We start from the raw sequence: 18,277 nt of genomic DNA, 5'->3' as shown, positions 1-18,277 counted from the left end.
ATTTGCTTCAATGCCTCACGTTATTAATCACAACGTCCTCGTCATTATCCCCAGATCATCGCCGCCCATCGGAGCAGAAGCATTGCGCCGCAGATAGCGATCAGTACCAGTACCATCTTCCAGTGTTTTTTCGCAAATCGATGTGAAGGCATTTTCTATCTCTATGTCTTTAAGATTAAACGTAGTGTATCAGAATTGTTGGTAAAGATAGCAGTGTGTACCACGCAGGGTAATTGCGGCTTTTATCATGTCCTGATGATGTGTAAACTAACCCACGGTGTTATCGGCAGGCGGATGCAGGCGGAGCAGGGTACACAATTTGTACACGCTCCTCATTTTTTGCAGAGTGAAGCAGAAATCAATCCATAACCTGTTGATAAATTTAATCATATAGTTTTGTATGTGCTCTTTCGTGTGGGGCACCACTGCAAATAAGGACATTAAATGCCTGTAATTACTCTTCCTGATGGCAGCCAACGCCATTACGACCACGCTGTTAGCCCAATGGATGTTGCTCTGGACATCGGTCCTGGCCTGGCAAAAGCTACCATCGCTGGGCGCGTAAACGGTGAACTGGTTGACGCTTCCGATCTGATTGAAAACGATGCCACCCTGTCTCTCATCACCGCAAAAGATGAAGACGGTCTGGAAATCATTCGTCACTCCTGTGCCCACCTGCTTGGTCATGCGATCAAACAGCTTTGGCCAAATACAAAAATGGCTATCGGCCCGGTGATTGATAACGGCTTCTATTATGACGTTGATCTTGACCATACGCTGACCCAGGAAGACATCGACGCGCTCGAAAAACGTATGCACGAGCTCGCCGAGAAAAACTACGATGTCATCAAGAAGAAAGTGAGCTGGCATGAAGCCCGCGAAACTTTCGTCAAACGTGGTGAAAACTATAAAGTTTCCATCCTGGATGAAAACATCGCGCACGATGACAAGCCAGGCTTGTATCATCACGAAGAATACGTCGACATGTGCCGTGGTCCGCACGTGCCGAATATGCGTTTCTGTCACTACTTCAAGCTGATGAAAACCGCCGGTGCTTACTGGCGCGGCGACAGCAACAATAAGATGCTGCAGCGTATCTACGGTACTGCATGGACGGACAAAAAAGCCCTCAATGCTTATCTGCAGCGTCTGGAAGAAGCGTCAAAACGCGATCACCGTAAAATTGGTAAGCAGCTTGACCTGTATCATATGCAGGAAGAAGCGCCGGGTATGGTGTTCTGGCATAACGATGGCTGGACTATCTTCCGTGAACTGGAAACTTTCGTTCGCTCCAAGCTGAAAGAGTACCAGTACCAGGAAGTGAAAGGCCCGTTCATGATGGACCGTGTGCTGTGGGAAAAAACCGGCCACTGGGACAACTACAAAGATGCGATGTTCACCACCTCTTCAGAGAACCGTGAATACTGCATCAAGCCAATGAACTGCCCTGGCCACGTTCAGATCTTCAACCAGGGTCTGAAATCCTACCGCGACCTGCCGCTGCGTATGGCGGAGTTCGGTAGCTGCCACCGTAATGAACCGTCAGGTGCACTGCATGGCTTAATGCGTGTACGCGGCTTCACTCAGGATGACGCCCATATCTTCTGTACGGAAGAGCAGGTGCGTGATGAAGTGAACGCATGCATTCGTTTAGTCTATGATATGTACAGCACTTTCGGTTTCGAAAAAATCGTGGTCAAACTTTCAACGCGTCCGGAAAAACGTATCGGTAGCGATGAAATGTGGGACCGTGCTGAAGCGGATCTGGCGGTTGCGCTGGAAGAAAACAACATCCCGTTTGAATATCAACTGGGTGAAGGCGCATTCTACGGTCCGAAAATTGAGTTTACCCTGTATGACTGCCTCGATCGTGCATGGCAGTGCGGTACTGTACAGCTGGACTTCTCTCTGCCGTCTCGTCTGAGCGCCTCTTATGTAGGCGAAAACAACGAGCGTCAGGTACCGGTGATGATTCACCGCGCAATTCTGGGGTCTCTGGAGCGCTTCATTGGTATCCTGACCGAAGAGTTCGCTGGTTTCTTCCCAACATGGCTTGCCCCTGTGCAGGTTGTGGTGATGAATATCACTGATTCTCAGTCTGAATACGTTAACGAATTGACCCGCAAACTACAAAATGCAGGCATTCGTGTAAAAGCGGACTTGAGAAATGAGAAGATTGGCTTTAAAATCCGCGAGCACACTTTACGTCGTGTCCCTTATATGTTGGTCTGCGGTGACAAAGAGGTGGAAGCTGGCAAAGTTGCCGTTCGCACCCGCCGTGGTAAAGACCTGGGCAGCCTGGACGTAAGTGAAGTGATTGAGAAGCTGCAACAAGAGATTCGCAGCCGCAGTCTTCAACAACTGGAGGAATAAGGTATTAAAGGCGGAAAACGAGTTCAAACGGCACGTCCGAATCGTATCAATGGCGAGATTCGCGCCCTGGAAGTTCGCTTGACAGGTCTGGAAGGCGAAGCTTTGGGTATTGTGAGTCTGAGAGAAGCTATCGAAAAGGCTGAAGAAGCCGGAGTAGATTTAGTTGAAATCAGCCCTAACGCCGAACCGCCAGTTTGTCGTATCATGGACTACGGCAAGTTCCTTTATGAAAAAAGCAAGTCTTCTAAGGAACAGAAGAAAAAGCAAAAAGTTATCCAGGTTAAGGAAATCAAATTCCGTCCTGGGACCGATGATGGCGATTACCAGGTAAAACTCCGCAGCCTGGTTCGCTTTCTCGAAGATGGCGATAAGGCTAAGATCACACTGCGTTTCCGCGGTCGTGAAATGGCCCACCAGCAGATCGGTATGGAAGTGCTTAACCGCGTCCGTGACGATCTGAGTGAACTGGCAGTAGTCGAATCCTTCCCTACGAAGATCGAAGGCCGCCAGATGATCATGGTGCTCGCTCCTAAGAAGAAACAGTAAGGCCTTCAAGTAGCAATGACAGTGGAGCCTTAGGGCTTCACTGATATTGTTCGCCTACGTTTCGTTTATTAACAATGCGAAGTGGAAGTTATTAAGATGCCAAAAATTAAGACCGTACGCGGTGCTGCTAAGCGCTTCAAAAAAACCGGTGGTGGTGGATTTAAGCGTAAGCACGCAAACCTGCGTCATATTCTGACCAAAAAATCTACTAAACGTAAACGTCACCTGCGTCCAAAAGGCCTCGTGTCTAAAGGCGATCTGGGTCTGGTTATCGCGTGCCTGCCGTACGCATAAGCCGTTAACGTTTAATTTTTTTTACTAAGAATATAGATACAGGAGAGCTCACATGGCTCGCGTAAAACGTGGTGTAATTGCTCGTGCACGTCACAAAAAAATTCTGAAACAAGCTAAAGGCTACTACGGTGCGCGTTCTCGCGTATACCGCGTTGCCTTCCAGGCTGTTATCAAAGCTGGTCAGTACGCTTACCGTGACCGTCGTCAACGTAAACGTCAGTTCCGTCAGCTGTGGATTGCACGTATCAATGCAGCAGCACGTCAGAACGGTATTTCTTACAGCAAATTCATCAACGGCCTGAAAAAAGCCTCTGTTGAAATCGACCGTAAGATCCTGGCTGACATCGCAGTATTCGACAAAGTAGCGTTTACCGCTCTGGTCGAAAAAGCGAAAGCAGCACTGGCGTAAGCCAGTTGGAAGAGGGAGCTAGTCTCCCTCTTTTCATTTTAAGCGTATCAATGCATTGACTTTTATTACCGTAGACCTTTCAATAAAGACTCTGCGCTTTTTATCACACAAGGTAACGCAAGCATGAATGCTGCTATTTTCCGCTTCTTCTTTTACTTTAGCACCTGAACTCAGGAGGCTTGCGCGTGAAAGAAGAAACGAAAAATCAGCGCCAATAAGCCTCCGGATGGAGGCTTTTTTTGTATCTGAATTCGAGATTAAGTCCACCAAACCGGTGTCTGCACCGACATAATGAGGAAAACCATGTCACATCTCGCAGAGCTGGTTGCCAGTGCCAAGGCAGCCATTAACCAGGCTTCAGATGTTGCCGCGTTAGACAATGTCCGCGTCGAATATCTGGGTAAGAAAGGGCACCTGACCCTTCAGATGACCACACTGCGTGAACTGCCGCCAGAAGAGCGTCCAGCAGCGGGTGCCGTCATCAACGAAGCAAAAGAGCAGGTGCAACAGGCACTGAACGCGCGTAAAGCCGACCTTGAAAACGCCGTGTTGAATGCCCGTCTGGCCGCAGAAACCATCGATATCTCCCTGCCGGGCCGTCGCATTGAAAACGGTGGTTTACACCCGGTGACCCGCACTATCGACCGTATTGAAAGTTTCTTCGGTGAGCTCGGCTTTACCGTTGCGACGGGGCCGGAAATCGAAGATGACTACCATAACTTCGATGCGCTGAATATCCCCGCGCACCACCCGGCACGCGCTGACCACGACACTTTCTGGTTTGATGCTACCCGTCTGCTGCGTACGCAGACCTCCGGCGTACAGATCCGCACCATGAAGGATCAGGAACCGCCAATCCGTATTATCGCGCCGGGCCGCGTATATCGTAACGATTACGATCAGACGCACACCCCAATGTTCCATCAGATGGAAGGCCTGATTGTTGATAAGAACATCAGCTTCACCAATCTGAAGGGCACGATTCACGACTTCCTGCGTAACTTCTTTGAAGAAGATCTGCAGATTCGTTTCCGCCCGTCCTACTTCCCGTTCACCGAACCTTCCGCTGAAGTCGATGTGATGGGTAAAAACGGTAAATGGCTGGAAGTGCTGGGCTGCGGTATGGTGCACCCGAACGTACTGCGCAACGTTGGTATCGATCCGGAAGTTTACTCCGGCTTCGCCTTCGGCATGGGCATGGAGCGTCTGACCATGCTGCGTTACGGCGTCACCGACTTACGTGCATTCTTCGAAAACGATCTGCGTTTCCTCAAACAGTTTAAATAAGGGCAGGAAAAAACAATGAAATTCAGTGAACTGTGGTTACGCGAATGGGTGAATCCGGCAATTGATAGCGAAGCGCTGTCGGGCCAAATCACCATGGCTGGCCTGGAAGTGGACGGCGTTGAAGCCGTTGCCGGCAGCTTCAACGGCGTAGTTGTCGGTGAAGTGGTTGAGTGCGGCCAGCACCCGAACGCAGACAAACTGCGCGTGACGAAAGTGAACGTAGGCGGCGAACGTCTGCTGGATATCGTCTGCGGTGCGCCAAACTGCCGTCAGGGCCTTAAGGTTGCCGTGGCGACCATCGGTGCCGTACTGCCAGGTGACTTCAAAATTAAAGCCGCTAAGCTGCGCGGTGAGCCGTCTGAAGGGATGCTGTGCTCGTTCTCTGAGCTGGGCATTTCCGACGACCATAGTGGTATTATCGAACTGCCGGCCGATGCGCCGCTGGGTACCGATATCCGTGAATACCTGAAGCTTGATGACAACACCATTGAAATCAGCGTGACGCCGAACCGTGCCGACTGCTTAGGCATTATCGGCGTTGCTCGCGACGTTGCCGTGCTGAACAAGCTGCCGCTGAACGAGCCGGAAATCAAAGCCGTTGCTGCAACGATTGCTGACGTGCTGCCGATCCAGGTCGACGCTGCCGACGCGTGCCCACGCTACCTCGGCCGCGTAGTCAAAGGCATTAACGTTAAAGCGCCAACGCCGCTGTGGATGAAAGAAAAACTGCGTCGCTGCGGTATCCGTTCCATCGATGCGGTTGTCGATATCACCAACTACGTCCTGCTCGAACTGGGTCAGCCAATGCATGCGTTCGATAAAGATCGCATTGAAGGCGGCATCGTTGTGCGTATGGCGAAAGAGGGTGAAACCCTGGTACTGCTGGATGGTACCGAAGCGAAGCTGAACGCCGATACTCTGGTGATTGCCGACCATAACAAAGCGCTGGCGATGGCCGGTATCTTTGGCGGCGAGCACTCTGGCGTGAACGATGAAACGCAAAACGTGCTGCTGGAATCCGCATTCTTCAGCCCGCTGTCTATCACCGGCCGCGCTCGTCGTCATGGCCTGCACACCGATGCGTCTCACCGTTACGAGCGTGGCGTTGACCCGGTACTGCAGTACAAAGCGATTGAACGCGCTACCGGCCTGCTCCTCGAGATCTGCGGTGGTGAAGCGGGTCCAATCATCGATGTCACTAACGATTCCACGCTGCCTAAGCGCGCGACCATCACCCTGCGCCGCAGCAAGCTGGATCGTCTGATTGGTCATCATATTGCCGATGAGCTGGTGACCGATATTCTGACCCGTCTGGGCTGCGAAGTGACCGTGGGTAATGACGAATGGCAGGCCGTTGCTCCGACCTGGCGCTTCGATATGGAGATTGAAGAAGACCTGATCGAAGAAGTGGCGCGTATTTACGGCTACAACAGCATCCCGAACGAGCCGGTACAGGCTGGTCTGGTGATGGGCAGCCATAAAGAAGCTAACCTGTCGCTGAAGCGGGTGAAAACCATGCTTAACGACAAAGGCTATCAGGAAGTGATTACCTATAGCTTCGTGGATCCGAAGGTCCAGCAACTGGTTCACCCAGGTGAAGAAGCGCTGATTCTGCCAAACCCAATTTCCAGCGAAATGTCGGCAATGCGTCTGTCCCTGTGGACCGGCCTGCTGTCTACCGTGGTTTATAACCAGAACCGTCAGCAGAGCCGAGTACGTATCTTCGAAACCGGTCTGCGCTTTGTGCCGGACACTCAGGCTCCGTTGGGTATCCGTCAGGACGTGATGCTGGGTGGCGTTATCTGCGGTAACCGCTACGATGAGCACTGGAACCTGGCAAAAGAGACCGTTGATTTCTATGATCTGAAGGGCGATCTGGAGTCTGTTCTCGACCTGACCGGTAAATTATCTGAAATTCAGTTCAAGGCAGAAGCAAACCCAGCCCTTCATCCAGGCCAGTCCGCGGCGATTTATCTGAAAGGTGAACGTGTTGGTTTCATTGGTGTTATTCACCCGGAACTGGAACGTAAGCTGGATCTGAACGGCCGTACTCTGGTGTTCGAACTGGAGTGGAACAAGCTCGCAGACCGCGTGGTTCCTCAGGCTCGTGACGTTTCACGCTTCCCGGCAAACCGTCGCGACATCGCGGTTGTGGTTGCTGAAAATGTGCCAGCAGCGGATATTTTAAACGAATGTAAGAAAGTTGGCGTAAATCAGGTAGTTGGCGTAAACTTATTTGACGTGTACCGTGGTAAGGGTGTTGCGGAAGGCTATAAGAGCCTTGCTATCAGCCTGATCCTACAAGATACCAGCCGTACACTCGAAGAAGAGGAGATTGCCGCTACCGTCGCCAAATGTGTAGAGGCATTAAAAGAGCGATTCCAGGCATCATTGAGGGATTGAACCTATGGCGCTTACAAAAGCTGAAATGTCAGAATATCTGTTTGATAAGCTTGGGCTTAGCAAGCGGGATGCCAAAGAACTGGTGGAGCTGTTTTTCGAAGAGATCCGTCGCGCTCTTGAAAACGGTGAGCAGGTAAAACTCTCCGGTTTTGGTAACTTTGATTTGCGTGACAAAAACCAACGCCCGGGACGTAACCCTAAAACGGGTGAAGATATTCCCATTACAGCCCGGCGTGTGGTGACCTTCAGACCAGGACAGAAGTTAAAAAGCCGGGTCGAAAACGCAACACCCAAAGAAGAGTAATCTGAACTAACTAAAAAGGCCGCGCATGCGGCCTTTTTCTTTTCCTGGTGGCTGAACCACCGTAAAATCAAACGCTTCTCTACGAGCTTACGGATAACTATGCTGGTTTATGCATCCCAACTGCAGCGGCTTCACCGCCGCTGGCTCATCGCACTGTCGCTTCTTCTCCTTTTGATGCTGGTTATCGGCCTGTGCGCCGGTGACCAATGGATTGCACCAGATGAGTGGTTCACGGCGAAAGGGCAGCTCTTTATCTGGCAAATCCGCCTGCCGCGTACGCTGGCTGTTGTGCTGGTGGGGGCGGCGCTGGCTTTGTCCGGTACCGTGATGCAGGCGCTGTTTGAGAACCCGCTAGCTGAGCCGGGTCTGCTTGGGGTTTCAAACGGGGCAGGCGTAGGGCTGATTGCCGCGGTGATGCTAGGACAAGGGCTGCTACCGGCCTGGGGACCAGGGCTTGCGGCTATCGTTGGTGCGCTAACCATCACCACAATTCTGATGCGCTTCGCTCGTCGACATTTATCGACCAGCCGTCTGCTGCTAGCCGGAGTCGCGCTGGGGATTATCTGTAGCGCACTGATGACCTGGGCCGTCTATTTCTCAACTTCGTTCGATCTGCGTCAGCTGATGTACTGGATGATGGGCGGTTTTGGCGGCGTTGACTGGCAGCAACTCTGGCTGATGGGGGCGCTGGTTCCGGTGATAATCTGGCTTTGTTGGCAATCGCAGCCGCTAAACCTGTTGGCGCTGGGTGAAACCTCCGCGCGCCAGCTTGGGGTGCCCATTGCGCTGTGGCGTAAACTACTGGTGATGGCGACCGGCTGGCTGGTGGGTGTCAGCGTAGCGCTAGCGGGGGCAATCGGCTTTATTGGACTAGTGGTGCCGCATATGTTGCGCCTGTGTGGCCTGACTGACCATCGGGTACTGCTGCCCGCCAGCGCGCTGGCGGGGGCCAGCACGCTGCTGTTTGCCGATATCGTGGCGCGGTTGGCGCTGTCCGCTGCCGAGTTGCCGATTGGCGTCGTCACGGCAACCCTGGGTGCGCCGGTGTTTATCTGGCTGCTGCTTAAATCGGGCAAATACTGAATCAACATCCTGATTAAAAAGCCTTGGTGTCGCGCCCGCGTCTCTGGCTATTATTAAAGGCCGGGCGATAAGACCCTAAACACGCTGAAAAGAGGATGCTATGCAAACCAATGTTCTGAATACCCCCGTGACCACCATTGATGGTGAAAAAACCACCCTGGAAGGTTATAAGGGCAAGGTGCTGCTGATCGTTAATGTGGCTTCGAAATGTGGCCTGACGCCGCAGTATGAGCAGCTGGAAGCGCTTCAGGAGTCTTTGCAGGGTGAAGGCTTTACCGTGCTGGGCTTCCCATGTAATCAATTCTTGGGCCAGGAGCCGGGCAGCGAAGATGAGATCAAAACCTTCTGCAGCACCACTTACGGCGTGACCTTCCCGCTGTTTAGCAAAGTTGAGGTGAACGGCGAGCAGCGCCATCCGCTGTATAGCCTGCTGACGCGTGCTGCGCCAGACGCTGTTGCGCCTGAAGGCAGCGGTTTCTACGAGCGTATGGCGAGCAAAGGCCGTGCGCCCGCGCAGCCGGGCGATATCCTGTGGAATTTTGAGAAGTTCTTAATTGGTCGCAATGGAGAGGTGATTAACCGTTTCTCGCCTGATATGACGCCTGACGATCCGATCCTGACCTCAGCCATTAAGCAGGCTCTCGCGCAGTCATGATGTCCTTGATGCAGCTTCAGAACGTCAGTGAAAACGGCAGGCTCGAGGGTATTACCGCCGACGTTAAGCGCGGTGAAATGGTGCATCTGGTGGGGCCAAACGGTGCCGGGAAAAGCACGTTGCTGACGAGAATGGCCGGGCTCAGCCGGGGGGAAGGGGGGATAACGCTCAACGGTCAGTCGTTGGATGACTGGTCGACCGTCCAGCTGGCACGTCATCGTGCCTATCTTTCTCAACACCAGTCTGCACCGTTCGCCATGCCCGTCTGGCAGTTTCTGATGCTGCATCAATCAACTACTCAGGACGCTCCCTTGTCTGCTTACGTGGCGAAGGCGCTGGGGCTAAGCAATAAGCTGGGTCGTAACGTCAGCCAACTCTCCGGCGGTGAATGGCAGCGCGTACGGCTGGCAGCCGTGATTTTACAGATTCATCCCGCAGCCAACCCGGACGGTCAGTTATTATTACTGGATGAACCGATGAACAGCCTCGATGTCGCTCAGCAGGCGGCGCTGGATAAGCTACTGGTGGAGTTGTGTGCTGCGGGCGTAGCCGTAGTGATGAGTAGCCACGATCTTAACTATACGCTGCGCCATGCTGGCCGCACGTGGTTATTATGTGAAGGGCGAATGATTGCCAGCGGCGATACTGAAAGCGTATTGCAGGCTGATTATTTAGCCGTCGCTTATAATATGACTTTTCAGAAACTGGAAATAGCTGGTCACCAAATGCTCATTTATGACAATGACGGCGAAAATTAATCCATACTCTTCTTGCCGTTAGAGGCATTGCTTGCCAGCCGATCGTGAATCGATATAATTTGTTAGCTGATTAAAAAAACAGAGGATGCGCTGGATATGCGTTTCTGGACTCTTTTTCTTGTGGCATTCATTTTAGCAGGGTGTAGCAGCCACCGTGCGCCGCCGCCTAATCCCCGGCTTTCGGACTCTATTGCCGTGATTGCCGGTCTAAATGACCAGCTCCAGAACTGGCACGGTACGCCTTACCGTTACGGCGGCATGACCCGCCGCGGCGTCGACTGCTCGGCGTTTGTGCTGATGACTTTCCGCGATAAGTTTGAAATGCAGTTGCCGAGAGAAACGCGGCAGCAGGCGAAGATTGGTACCGAGATAGACAAAGGCGATCTGTTACCCGGTGACCTGGTCTTTTTCAAAACCGGGGCTGGCGAAAGCGGGCTACACGTTGGTATTTACGATACCGATAACCAGTTTATTCATGCTTCGACCAGCCAGGGTGTGACGCGGTCCTCACTGGATAACGTCTACTGGCGAAAGAATTTCTGGCAAGCCAGGCGAATTTAATCAAAAAGAAAAGGAGGCGAAATGCCTCCTTTTCTTTTAATAGATTGTGAAATTTATAATAAGTAGCCTGCTATTTTCTTAATTTTGTTAGGCAAGATCATAGAACTTAAGGTTGATTGTGTTATTCCATTACTTTCGATTACAATCATTACGATCCAGTGACGGATTGATGAAATAAAAAGGAACCGATGAAAGGAATAGATACCGTCTCCATCACCGCAGGTTTTTTGCTTTGTGACGTCAGGAACCCGGACATGGCTTTAAGTGAAGGGCAGTCGCAATGATTGTATCGCTGGATAATACATATACTTCTCAGTTGTATTTTCTTCCCGCCCGTAATAGCGAGGAGCAACTTGTTGGTCTGAAAGTGGTGTGTCAGTTTACTGGCCTTAATAACCACGTCCGAATTCCCACAAGCTTGGTGTTACCCCGTCTTACCCAACAACAAGAAATAACGTTGTTTCAGGAAAAACTGGCCTTACTGACCACCTGTCAGCTGTTCTTTATGCAGCATAATTTAACGGCATGGATAATGATTCCGCCGGGCGTGGTTGAGGCACTACTCAGCGACGACGAACTGGCTGCCAGCGTTCAGCGTTTGCCTTTTCTTGAATTGGCCGTTAGTGAGCAGTATCCAGGTCTCAATGATATTGATGAAAACCATCCGCTCACCCGCTTGAGCCAACGTTTTCCGCTCGCGCTCAGCGACTTTGGCGCAGGAAATGCCTCCACGAAAGCCGTTTTTGCCGGGCTATTCAAACGCATTGTGCTGGATAAGAGTTTTGTGCAGCGTCAGCTGAAATCACTCTCTTTTGAGCCGTTTATGCGCGCCATTGTGACTCAGATTCAGCCTTACTGTCAGGGGATTATGGTGTCAGGTATTGATGATGAAAATATCCGCCAGCGCGTTATTCCTTATGGATTTAGCGGGATGCTCGGCACGTTGTGGCCGGTAGTATCGGAATCTTCATTAATAACATTAGTGCAACAATAACCCTGCGTTTCCTCGGGTGTTTAACGTACCGTAACCCAATACACTACGGGCAGGAGGAACCATGAACCTGTCATTTAACACTCGCTGGCGCGATGAGCTGCCGGGATTTTACAGTGCACTACAGCCGACGCCGTTAACCAATGCCCGTCTCATCTGGCATAACGCGCCGCTGGCGCACGAACTCGCTGTTCCTGACTCGCTGTTTGCCCCTGAACATGGGGCCGGTGTCTGGGGTGGTGAAACGCTGTTGCCAGGCATGTCGCCGCTGGCGCAGGTCTACAGCGGACACCAGTTTGGCGTCTGGGCCGGTCAGCTAGGCGACGGTCGCGGGATCCTGCTCGGTGAGCAACAGCTGGAAAACGGTAAAACGGTTGACTGGCACCTGAAAGGCGCCGGGCTGACGCCCTATTCGCGAATGGGCGATGGGCGCGCGGTATTACGTTCCACGCTGCGGGAAAGCCTGGCCTCTGAAGCGATGCACTATCTGGGGATCGCGGGCACCCGTGCGCTGGCGATCGTCACCAGCGACACGCCGGTTTATCGTGAAACCGTAGAGTCTGGCGCGATGCTGATGCGTATCGCCGAAAGCCATATTCGTTTTGGTCACTTCGAGCATTTCTACTATCGCCGGGAGATGGATCGCGTTCGCCAGTTGGCGGAATACACCGTTCGCCACCACTGGCCGCATTTGCAGGACGAGCCGGATGGTTATGGTCTGTGGTTCAAGGATGTTGTTGCCCTAACTGCCCGCATGATTGCCCGCTGGCAAACGGTCGGCTTCGCCCATGGGGTAATGAACACTGATAATATGTCGATCCTCGGCCTGACGCTGGACTACGGGCCGTTCGGTTTCCTTGATGATTATCAGCCGGGGTACATCTGTAACCACTCTGATCACCAGGGACGCTATCGCTTTGATAATCAACCAGCAGTTGGTCTGTGGAACCTGCAGTGCCTGGCGCAGGCGCTGTCGCCGCTGATTGACGTGGATACGCTCAACGCGGCGCTGGATAGTTATCAGTCTGTGCTGTTCCGGGAATACGGTCAGCGGATGCGTCAGAAGCTTGGACTTTTCAGCGAAGAGAGCGGCGACAATGATCTGCTAAACGGGCTGTATGCGCTGATGGAACGCGAGGGCAGCGACTATACGCGAACCTTCCGCATGCTGAGCCATACCGAGCAGCACAGCGCCGCTTCGCCGCTGCGCGATGAGTTTATCGATCGTGCTGCTTTTGATACGTGGTTTACGCAGTACCGCACGCGCTTGCAGCAGGAGCAGGTTGATGATGCCCTGCGCCAACGGGCGATGAAGCAGGCGAATCCTACCGTTGTCCTGCGTAACTGGCTGGCGCAGCGTGCCATTGAACAGGCTGAAAAGGGCGATTATCAGGAGTTACACCGTCTGCATGAAGCGCTTCGCGATCCATGGAGCGACCGCGATGATGACTATAGCCGCCGTCCACCGGATTGGGGTAAGCGGCTGGAAGTGAGCTGTTCAAGTTAATCAATACGCTGCGCTGCCTATGGCGGCGCAGCTATTTCGTCAAAATGAGTTTTCCCGCCTGAGTCTGGCGCAGTAAATATTGCTGTTCGCCATGTTCGATGATGATCCGACCTTCCTTGCCTAACAGCGCTACGCTGTCAATCCGACGGTCGTTGGGGAGAGGACGAGGAGAATTATCCTTTTGTGGTTCCACTGTTGCGCACGTATCCATTAGCGACATTTTTCATAATGAAAATCAATGTAACAATGATAACCATTATCAGTAATCGTTATGTTAACCGCAAGCGTTATTTATCAATTTGTGTGATAAGGGATTTATTGCCCGCTACGATGCAGCGGGCAGGGGATACTACAGGCGAGTGGCGACGGCTGCAGCCAGTTTTTCCAGCAGCAGTTCCGTGTCTTCCCAGCTCAGACAAGGGTCGGTAATCGACTGGCCGTAGGTTAATGGTTGGTCGGCAACGATCTTCTGTGTGCCTTCGCGCAGGAAGCTTTCCGCCATGATACCGGCAATCGCCGAGGAGCCGTTGCGGATCTGCTGACAAATGTCATCGCACACTTCCAACTGGCGGCGGTGCTGTTTCTGGCAGTTGCCGTGGCTGAAGTCGACCACCAGATGCTCCGGCAGGTCGAATTCATGCAGCGTATCGCAGGCTGCTGCAATATCGTCGGCGTGGTAGTTCGGCTTTTTGCCGCCGCGTATGATGATATGGCCGTATGGGTTGCCGCTGGTCTGGTAAATGGTCATCTGGCCATTTTTGTCCGGCGACAGGAACATGTGGCTGGCGCGGGAGGCGCGAATGGCATCCACCGCGATCCGCGTGTTGCCGTCGGTGCCGTTTTTAAAGCCGACCGGGCAGGAGAGCGCAGAAGCCATCTCGCGGTGGATCTGACTTTCCGTAGTACGAGCACCGATAGCGCCCCAACTGATGAGATCGGCGATAAACTGACCGGTCACCATATCGAGGAATTCGGTCGCCGTCGGGACGCCGAGGGTGTTCACCTGCAGCAGCAGTTTGCGCGCCTGCTCAATGCCATGATTCACACGGTAGCTGCCGTTCAGGTCTGGATCGGAGATCAGTCCTTTCCAGCCAACCACGGTGCGCGGCTTTTCAAAATAGGTGCGCATCACGATTTCGAGTTCGCCCTGATGTTTTTCACGCAGCACCTGTAAACGGCGAGCGTAATCCATCGCCGCATCGAGGTCGTGAATGGAACAAGGGCCGACAATCGCCAGCAGACGACGATCTTCGCCGTTAAGGATTTTTTCAATGCGACGGCGTGAAGCGGTAACGTGAGCGGCAACGTCCGCTGATACAGGGTGGCGCTGAGCAAGTTCAGCAGGCGTAATCAAGCTCTCAATGCGAGCGGTACGCAGTTCATCGGTCTTATTCATGGATATCTCAGAAATTTGTTGCTTCGCCAGTCAAGGTGCTGGGAAGTGATGCACATCACGATAAACCAATCCCCGCTAAATTCAAGGGTGACACGTAATGTGCGCTCAATCACACTGCTATGATAAACAAATTCGATGCATTGTACTAGTGTATTAGTACATTCTGCGGCTTAATCCCATGATGTCCATGATTTTAGTAGCGATTTCTTCAACCGAATAGTTGGTGCTGTTCAGCCACGGGATCTGATGCCTGCGGTACAGAGCCTCAACCTCAGCGACTTCCATCCGACACTGCCGCATCGACGCATAACGGCTATTTTCCCGGCGCTCTTCGCGGATGGCCGCCAGACGTTCCGGGTTGATGGTCAGCCCGAAGAGTTTATGCTGCAGCGGTTTGAGCGACGCGGGAAGCACGAGGTTATCCATATCATCGGCAATAAACGGGTAGTTGGCGGCGCGAATACCAAACTGCATCGCCAGGTATAGGCTGGTCGGGGTTTTTCCGCAGCGCGATACGCCAAGCAGAATAACCTGCGCCTGGTCGAGATTGCGCAGTGAGATACCGTCGTCGTGCGCCAGCGTGTAATCAATGGCGGCAATACGGGCGTCGTACTTGGTCAGGTTACCTGGCGTTAAGCCGTGGGTGCGGTGGGCAATCGGTGTCGGATCGAGCTTCAGTTCTTCCTGCAATGGGGCCACCAGCGCCTGGACGATATCCTGACAAAAACCTTCACATTGCAGAATAATATGACGAATTTCGGGGATAACAATGGAATAGAAGACCAGCGGGCGAACACTGGTTTGCAGATAGATAGCATCAATCTGCTCCTTTACCGCCCTGGCGCGACTCTCGCTTTCGATAAACGGCAGGGTGATGCTGTTAATCGCCACCGGAAACTGCGACATCACCGCGTGGCCGAGCACTTCCGCCGTGATGGCGGTACCGTCAGAAATATAAAATACCTGCCTGTCGACTGCGTTATCCATATTGCTTGACTCCCATTAATTGCCTGAAAGGGTAAATTAAATTTAAACACAAGCCTGTGGTATTTGTCTTAAATTTAAAAATGAAACGGTATTTTTATTTTTAATGAAATGGTCGTTTCAATTTCCAAAAGCTACCAATAGACCGCTGGTTGCTGTGCCTTTTCAGCTGAATCAGTAGGTTATGAATAACCTGGAATCAATCTGAAAAAGTAAAAAAATAATTTGCTTACACGATTCACCGTTTTTTTCAGCCGTTTAAATATGCGAGGATAATTTAAGTAGTCAGTCGTTACTTATCACTGCTTCTTTAATCAAAAAAGGATTGTCTCGATGTCCAACAATGGCTCGTCACCGCTGGTGCTTTGGTACAACCAACTCGGCATGAATGATGTAGACAGAGTTGGAGGCAAAAATGCCTCCTTGGGTGAAATGATTACGAATCTGTCCGGAATGGGGGTTTCTGTCCCTAACGGATTTGCCACCACTGCCGATGCGTTTAATCAGTTTCTCGACCAGAGCGGTGTGAACCAGCAGATCTATCAACTGTTGGATAACACTGATATTGACGACGTTACCGCTCTGGCGAAAGCCGGCGCGCAGATCCGCCAGTGGATCATCGATACACCTTTCCAGAGTGAACTGGAACAGGCTATTCATGAGGCCTACAACCAGCTGGCTGCCGATAACGCCAATGCTTCTTTCGCCGTGCGCTCTTCTGCCACCGCGGAAGATATGCCGGATGCGTCATTCGCCGGCCAGCAGGAAACCTTCCTCAACGTCCAGGGTTATGAAGCGGTGCTGGTGGCGGTAAAGCATGTATTTGCGTCACTGTTCAACGACCGTGCCATCTCCTACCGCGTACACCAGGGTTACGATCACCGCGGCGTCGCGCTCTCTGCGGGCGTCCAGCTGATGGTGCGTTCAGACCTCGCGTCTTCTGGCGTGATGTTCTCCATCGATACTGAATCCGGCTTTGACCAGGTGGTGTTTATCACCTCCGCGTGGGGCTTAGGTGAGATGGTCGTACAGGGCGCGGTCAACCCGGACGAATTCTATGTCCATAAACCGACGCTGGCCGCTGGCCGCCCGGCGATTGTGCGCCGTACCATGGGTTCGAAAAAGATCCGCATGGTTTATGCGCCAACGCAGGAGCACGGCAAGCAGGTGCGTATTGAAGACGTGCCGCAGCAGCAGGGCGACATCTTCTCGCTGACCAACGATGAAGTGCAGGAACTGGCGAAGCAGGCCGTACAGATCGAAAAACACTATGGTCGTCCAATGGACATCGAGTGGGCAAAAGACGGTCACACCGGCAAACTGTTTATCGTCCAGGCTCGCCCGGAAACCGTGCGTTCCCGTGGACAGGTGATGGAACGTTACACGCTGCACTCCCAGGGGCGCATTGTCTCTGAAGGCCGTGCCATCGGTCACCGCATCGGTGCAGGCCCGGTGAAGGTCATCCACGACATCAGCGAAATGAACCGTATCCAGCCAGGCGATGTGCTGGTGACCGACATGACCGACCCGGACTGGGAACCGATCATGAAAAAAGCGGCGGCGATTGTCACCAACCGCGGCGGCCGTACCTGTCATGCGGCGATCATCGCCCGTGAACTGGGGATTCCAGCGGTGGTGGGCTGCGGTGATGCTACCGAGCGCATGAAGGATGACGAGAAAGTTACCGTCTCCTGCGCCGAAGGCGACACCGGCTACGTCTACGCTGACCTGCTGGACTTCAGCGTGAAAAGCTCCAGCGTCGACACTATGCCGGATCTGCCGCTGAAAATTATGATGAACGTCGGTAACCCTGACCGTGCGTTCGACTTTGCCTGCCTGCCGAACGAGGGCGTCGGTCTTGCGCGCCTGGAGTTCATCATCAACCGTATGATTGGCGTGCACCCGCGTGCGCTACTGGAGTTTGATGACCAGGAGCCTAAGTTGCAAAACGAAATCCGCGAGATGATGAAAGGCTTCGACTCGCCGAAAGAGTTTTACGTTGGCCGTCTGACAGAAGGGATCGCGACGCTGGGCGCGGCGTTCTACCCGAAACGCGTCATTGTCCGTCTCTCTGATTTCAAATCGAACGAATACGCCAACCTGGTGGGCGGCGAGCGTTACGAGCCGGAAGAAGAGAACCCGATGCTGGGCTTCCGCGGCGCTGGTCGCTACGTTTCCGATAGCTTCCGCGACTGCTTCGCGCTTGAGTGCGATGCGGTGAAACGCGTGCGTAACGACATGGGGCTGACTAACGTTGAGATCATGGTGCCGTTCGTGCGTACCGTGGAGCAGGCGAAAGCAGTGGTGGACGAACTGGCGCGCCAGGGGCTGAAACGCGGTGAAAACGGGCTCAAAATCATCATGATGTGCGAGATCCCGTCTAACGCCCTGTTGGCAGACCAGTTCCTGGAGCACTTCGATGGTTTCTCCATTGGCTCAAACGACATGACGCAGCTGGCGCTGGGTCTTGACCGTGACTCCGGCGTTGTTTCTGCGCTGTTCGACGAACGCAACGACGCGGTGAAAGCGCTGCTGTCGATGGCGATTCGCGCCGCGAAGAAGCAGGGGAAATACGTCGGTATTTGCGGTCAGGGTCCTTCTGACCACGAAGACTTTGCCGCCTGGCTGATGGAAGAGGGGATCGACAGCCTGTCGCTGAACCCGGACACCGTCGTTCAGACCTGGCTGAGCCTGGCTGAACTGAAAAAATAACGCTATTGCGCAGA

The 18,277-nt window shown here is 52.9% G+C and carries 19 protein-coding genes and 1 other annotated feature; of the genes, 15 read left to right on the top strand and 4 right to left on the bottom strand.

Going from position 1 to position 18,277, the window contains the following annotated elements; translation table 11 throughout:
- Window positions 1-44 precede the first annotated feature (44 nt).
- On the bottom strand, window positions 45-152 hold the full coding sequence (gene yniD / locus ACLGE8_RS02030) for a small membrane protein YniD (protein ID WP_185668624.1): 108 nt from the start codon (window positions 150-152) through the stop codon (window positions 45-47).
- Window positions 153-444: 292 nt separating this feature from the next.
- On the opposite strand from yniD, the gene thrS reads away from it, so the two are divergent.
- The 14 genes from thrS to selO all read left to right on the top strand — a co-directional run bounded on the left by thrS (window position 445) and on the right by selO (window position 13,171).
- The gene (thrS, locus tag ACLGE8_RS02025) at window positions 445-2,373 is read left to right on the top strand and encodes a threonine--tRNA ligase (protein WP_035896278.1); all 1,929 of its coding nucleotides are present in this window, start codon (window positions 445-447) and stop codon (window positions 2,371-2,373) included.
- 3 nt (window positions 2,374-2,376) lie between these two features.
- Entirely contained in the window at window positions 2,377-2,919 is a 543-nt protein-coding gene (gene infC, locus ACLGE8_RS02020; protein WP_048997935.1) for a translation initiation factor IF-3, read from the top strand.
- Window positions 2,920-3,015: 96 nt separating this feature from the next.
- On the top strand, window positions 3,016-3,213 hold the full coding sequence (rpmI, locus tag ACLGE8_RS02015; RefSeq protein WP_003030583.1) for a 50S ribosomal protein L35: 198 nt from the start codon (window positions 3,016-3,018) through the stop codon (window positions 3,211-3,213).
- Window positions 3,214-3,265: 52 nt separating this feature from the next.
- A complete protein-coding gene (gene rplT, locus ACLGE8_RS02010) occupies window positions 3,266-3,622 on the top strand; it encodes a 50S ribosomal protein L20 (RefSeq protein ID WP_000124850.1) in 357 nt (118 codons plus the stop codon).
- 118 nt (window positions 3,623-3,740) lie between these two features.
- Window positions 3,741-3,865 (top strand) — a sequence feature (Phe leader region).
- The gene (gene pheM, locus ACLGE8_RS02005) at window positions 3,746-3,790 is read left to right on the top strand and encodes a pheST operon leader peptide PheM (protein WP_001386830.1); all 45 of its coding nucleotides are present in this window, start codon (window positions 3,746-3,748) and stop codon (window positions 3,788-3,790) included. Its footprint overlaps the feature before it by 45 nt.
- 60 nt (window positions 3,866-3,925) lie before the next feature.
- Window positions 3,926-4,909 carry a phenylalanine--tRNA ligase subunit alpha gene (gene pheS / locus ACLGE8_RS02000; protein ID WP_035896277.1) on the top strand — a complete coding sequence of 328 codons (984 nt, stop codon included), beginning with the start codon at window positions 3,926-3,928 and terminating at the stop codon, window positions 4,907-4,909.
- Window positions 4,910-4,924: 15 nt separating this feature from the next.
- Window positions 4,925-7,312 carry a phenylalanine--tRNA ligase subunit beta gene (gene pheT, locus ACLGE8_RS01995; RefSeq protein ID WP_410996026.1) on the top strand — a complete coding sequence of 796 codons (2,388 nt, stop codon included), beginning with the start codon at window positions 4,925-4,927 and terminating at the stop codon, window positions 7,310-7,312.
- A 4-nt stretch (window positions 7,313-7,316) separates the two neighbouring features.
- Window positions 7,317-7,616, top strand: coding sequence for an integration host factor subunit alpha (ihfA, locus tag ACLGE8_RS01990; RefSeq protein ID WP_003030571.1), 300 nt, complete (start codon window positions 7,317-7,319; stop codon window positions 7,614-7,616).
- A 99-nt stretch (window positions 7,617-7,715) separates the two neighbouring features.
- A complete protein-coding gene (gene btuC / locus ACLGE8_RS01985; protein WP_410996025.1) occupies window positions 7,716-8,699 on the top strand; it encodes a vitamin B12 ABC transporter permease BtuC in 984 nt (327 codons plus the stop codon).
- A 100-nt stretch (window positions 8,700-8,799) separates the two neighbouring features.
- Complete coding sequence (locus ACLGE8_RS01980; RefSeq protein WP_410996024.1) at window positions 8,800-9,354, top strand: glutathione peroxidase; 555 nt, start codon at window positions 8,800-8,802, stop codon at window positions 9,352-9,354.
- Window positions 9,351-10,112 carry a vitamin B12 ABC transporter ATP-binding protein BtuD gene (gene btuD / locus ACLGE8_RS01975; RefSeq protein ID WP_410996023.1) on the top strand — a complete coding sequence of 254 codons (762 nt, stop codon included), beginning with the start codon at window positions 9,351-9,353 and terminating at the stop codon, window positions 10,110-10,112. The genes ACLGE8_RS01980 and btuD overlap by 4 nt, the downstream gene beginning before the upstream one ends.
- A gap of 96 nt (window positions 10,113-10,208) precedes the next feature.
- On the top strand, window positions 10,209-10,673 hold the full coding sequence (locus ACLGE8_RS01970) for an NlpC/P60 family protein (RefSeq protein ID WP_185668630.1): 465 nt from the start codon (window positions 10,209-10,211) through the stop codon (window positions 10,671-10,673).
- Between the two features lie 280 nt (window positions 10,674-10,953).
- On the top strand, window positions 10,954-11,667 hold the full coding sequence (locus ACLGE8_RS01965; RefSeq protein WP_410996022.1) for an EAL domain-containing protein: 714 nt from the start codon (window positions 10,954-10,956) through the stop codon (window positions 11,665-11,667).
- Between the two features lie 61 nt (window positions 11,668-11,728).
- Entirely contained in the window at window positions 11,729-13,171 is a 1,443-nt protein-coding gene (gene selO, locus ACLGE8_RS01960) for a protein adenylyltransferase SelO (RefSeq protein ID WP_410996021.1), read from the top strand.
- Window positions 13,172-13,202: 31 nt separating this feature from the next.
- On the opposite strand, the gene hemP is transcribed toward selO, so the two are convergent.
- The 3 genes from hemP to ACLGE8_RS01945 form a co-directional block, all read right to left on the bottom strand.
- Window positions 13,203-13,382, bottom strand: coding sequence for a hemin uptake protein HemP (hemP, locus tag ACLGE8_RS01955; protein WP_410996020.1), 180 nt, complete (start codon window positions 13,380-13,382; stop codon window positions 13,203-13,205).
- Between the two features lie 138 nt (window positions 13,383-13,520).
- On the bottom strand, window positions 13,521-14,567 hold the full coding sequence (gene aroH / locus ACLGE8_RS01950) for a 3-deoxy-7-phosphoheptulonate synthase AroH (protein WP_410996019.1): 1,047 nt from the start codon (window positions 14,565-14,567) through the stop codon (window positions 13,521-13,523).
- A gap of 153 nt (window positions 14,568-14,720) precedes the next feature.
- The gene (locus ACLGE8_RS01945) at window positions 14,721-15,554 is read right to left on the bottom strand and encodes a pyruvate, water dikinase regulatory protein (RefSeq protein ID WP_410996018.1); all 834 of its coding nucleotides are present in this window, start codon (window positions 15,552-15,554) and stop codon (window positions 14,721-14,723) included.
- 330 nt (window positions 15,555-15,884) lie between these two features.
- Between ACLGE8_RS01945 and ppsA the strand changes: the two genes are divergently transcribed.
- On the top strand, window positions 15,885-18,263 hold the full coding sequence (gene ppsA / locus ACLGE8_RS01940; RefSeq protein WP_185668636.1) for a phosphoenolpyruvate synthase: 2,379 nt from the start codon (window positions 15,885-15,887) through the stop codon (window positions 18,261-18,263).
- Window positions 18,264-18,277: the final 14 nt, after the last annotated feature.

Origin of the sequence: Kluyvera sp. 142486, from assembly GCF_046569695.1 — a bacterium.
In the GTDB taxonomy this organism is placed as follows: domain Bacteria; phylum Pseudomonadota; class Gammaproteobacteria; order Enterobacterales; family Enterobacteriaceae; genus Kluyvera.
This window is presented reverse-complemented; position numbering and strand designations above follow the sequence as displayed.

Bases quoted from the DNA above. Each gene is read 5' to 3' on its own strand.
- ACLGE8_RS01970 (WP_185668630.1), top strand. From the start codon at position 10,209: ATGCGTTTCTGGACTCTTTTTCTTGTGGCATTCATTTTAGCAGGGTGT.
- pheS (WP_035896277.1), top strand. From the start codon at position 3,926: ATGTCACATCTCGCAGAGCTGGTTGCCAGTGCCAAGGCAGCCATTAAC.
- selO (WP_410996021.1), top strand. From the start codon at position 11,729: ATGAACCTGTCATTTAACACTCGCTGGCGCGATGAGCTGCCGGGATTT.
- thrS (WP_035896278.1), top strand. From the start codon at position 445: ATGCCTGTAATTACTCTTCCTGATGGCAGCCAACGCCATTACGACCAC.
- btuC (WP_410996025.1), top strand. From the start codon at position 7,716: ATGCTGGTTTATGCATCCCAACTGCAGCGGCTTCACCGCCGCTGGCTC.
- ACLGE8_RS01945 (WP_410996018.1), bottom strand. From the start codon at position 15,554: ATGGATAACGCAGTCGACAGGCAGGTATTTTATATTTCTGACGGTACC.
- ACLGE8_RS01980 (WP_410996024.1), top strand. From the start codon at position 8,800: ATGCAAACCAATGTTCTGAATACCCCCGTGACCACCATTGATGGTGAA.
- rpmI (WP_003030583.1), top strand. From the start codon at position 3,016: ATGCCAAAAATTAAGACCGTACGCGGTGCTGCTAAGCGCTTCAAAAAA.
- pheT (WP_410996026.1), top strand. From the start codon at position 4,925: ATGAAATTCAGTGAACTGTGGTTACGCGAATGGGTGAATCCGGCAATT.
- ACLGE8_RS01965 (WP_410996022.1), top strand. From the start codon at position 10,954: ATGATTGTATCGCTGGATAATACATATACTTCTCAGTTGTATTTTCTT.
- rplT (WP_000124850.1), top strand. From the start codon at position 3,266: ATGGCTCGCGTAAAACGTGGTGTAATTGCTCGTGCACGTCACAAAAAA.
- aroH (WP_410996019.1), bottom strand. From the start codon at position 14,567: ATGAATAAGACCGATGAACTGCGTACCGCTCGCATTGAGAGCTTGATT.
- ihfA (WP_003030571.1), top strand. From the start codon at position 7,317: ATGGCGCTTACAAAAGCTGAAATGTCAGAATATCTGTTTGATAAGCTT.
- btuD (WP_410996023.1), top strand. From the start codon at position 9,351: ATGATGTCCTTGATGCAGCTTCAGAACGTCAGTGAAAACGGCAGGCTC.
- yniD (WP_185668624.1), bottom strand. From the start codon at position 152: ATGCCTTCACATCGATTTGCGAAAAAACACTGGAAGATGGTACTGGTA.
- ppsA (WP_185668636.1), top strand. From the start codon at position 15,885: ATGTCCAACAATGGCTCGTCACCGCTGGTGCTTTGGTACAACCAACTC.
- hemP (WP_410996020.1), bottom strand. From the start codon at position 13,382: ATGGATACGTGCGCAACAGTGGAACCACAAAAGGATAATTCTCCTCGT.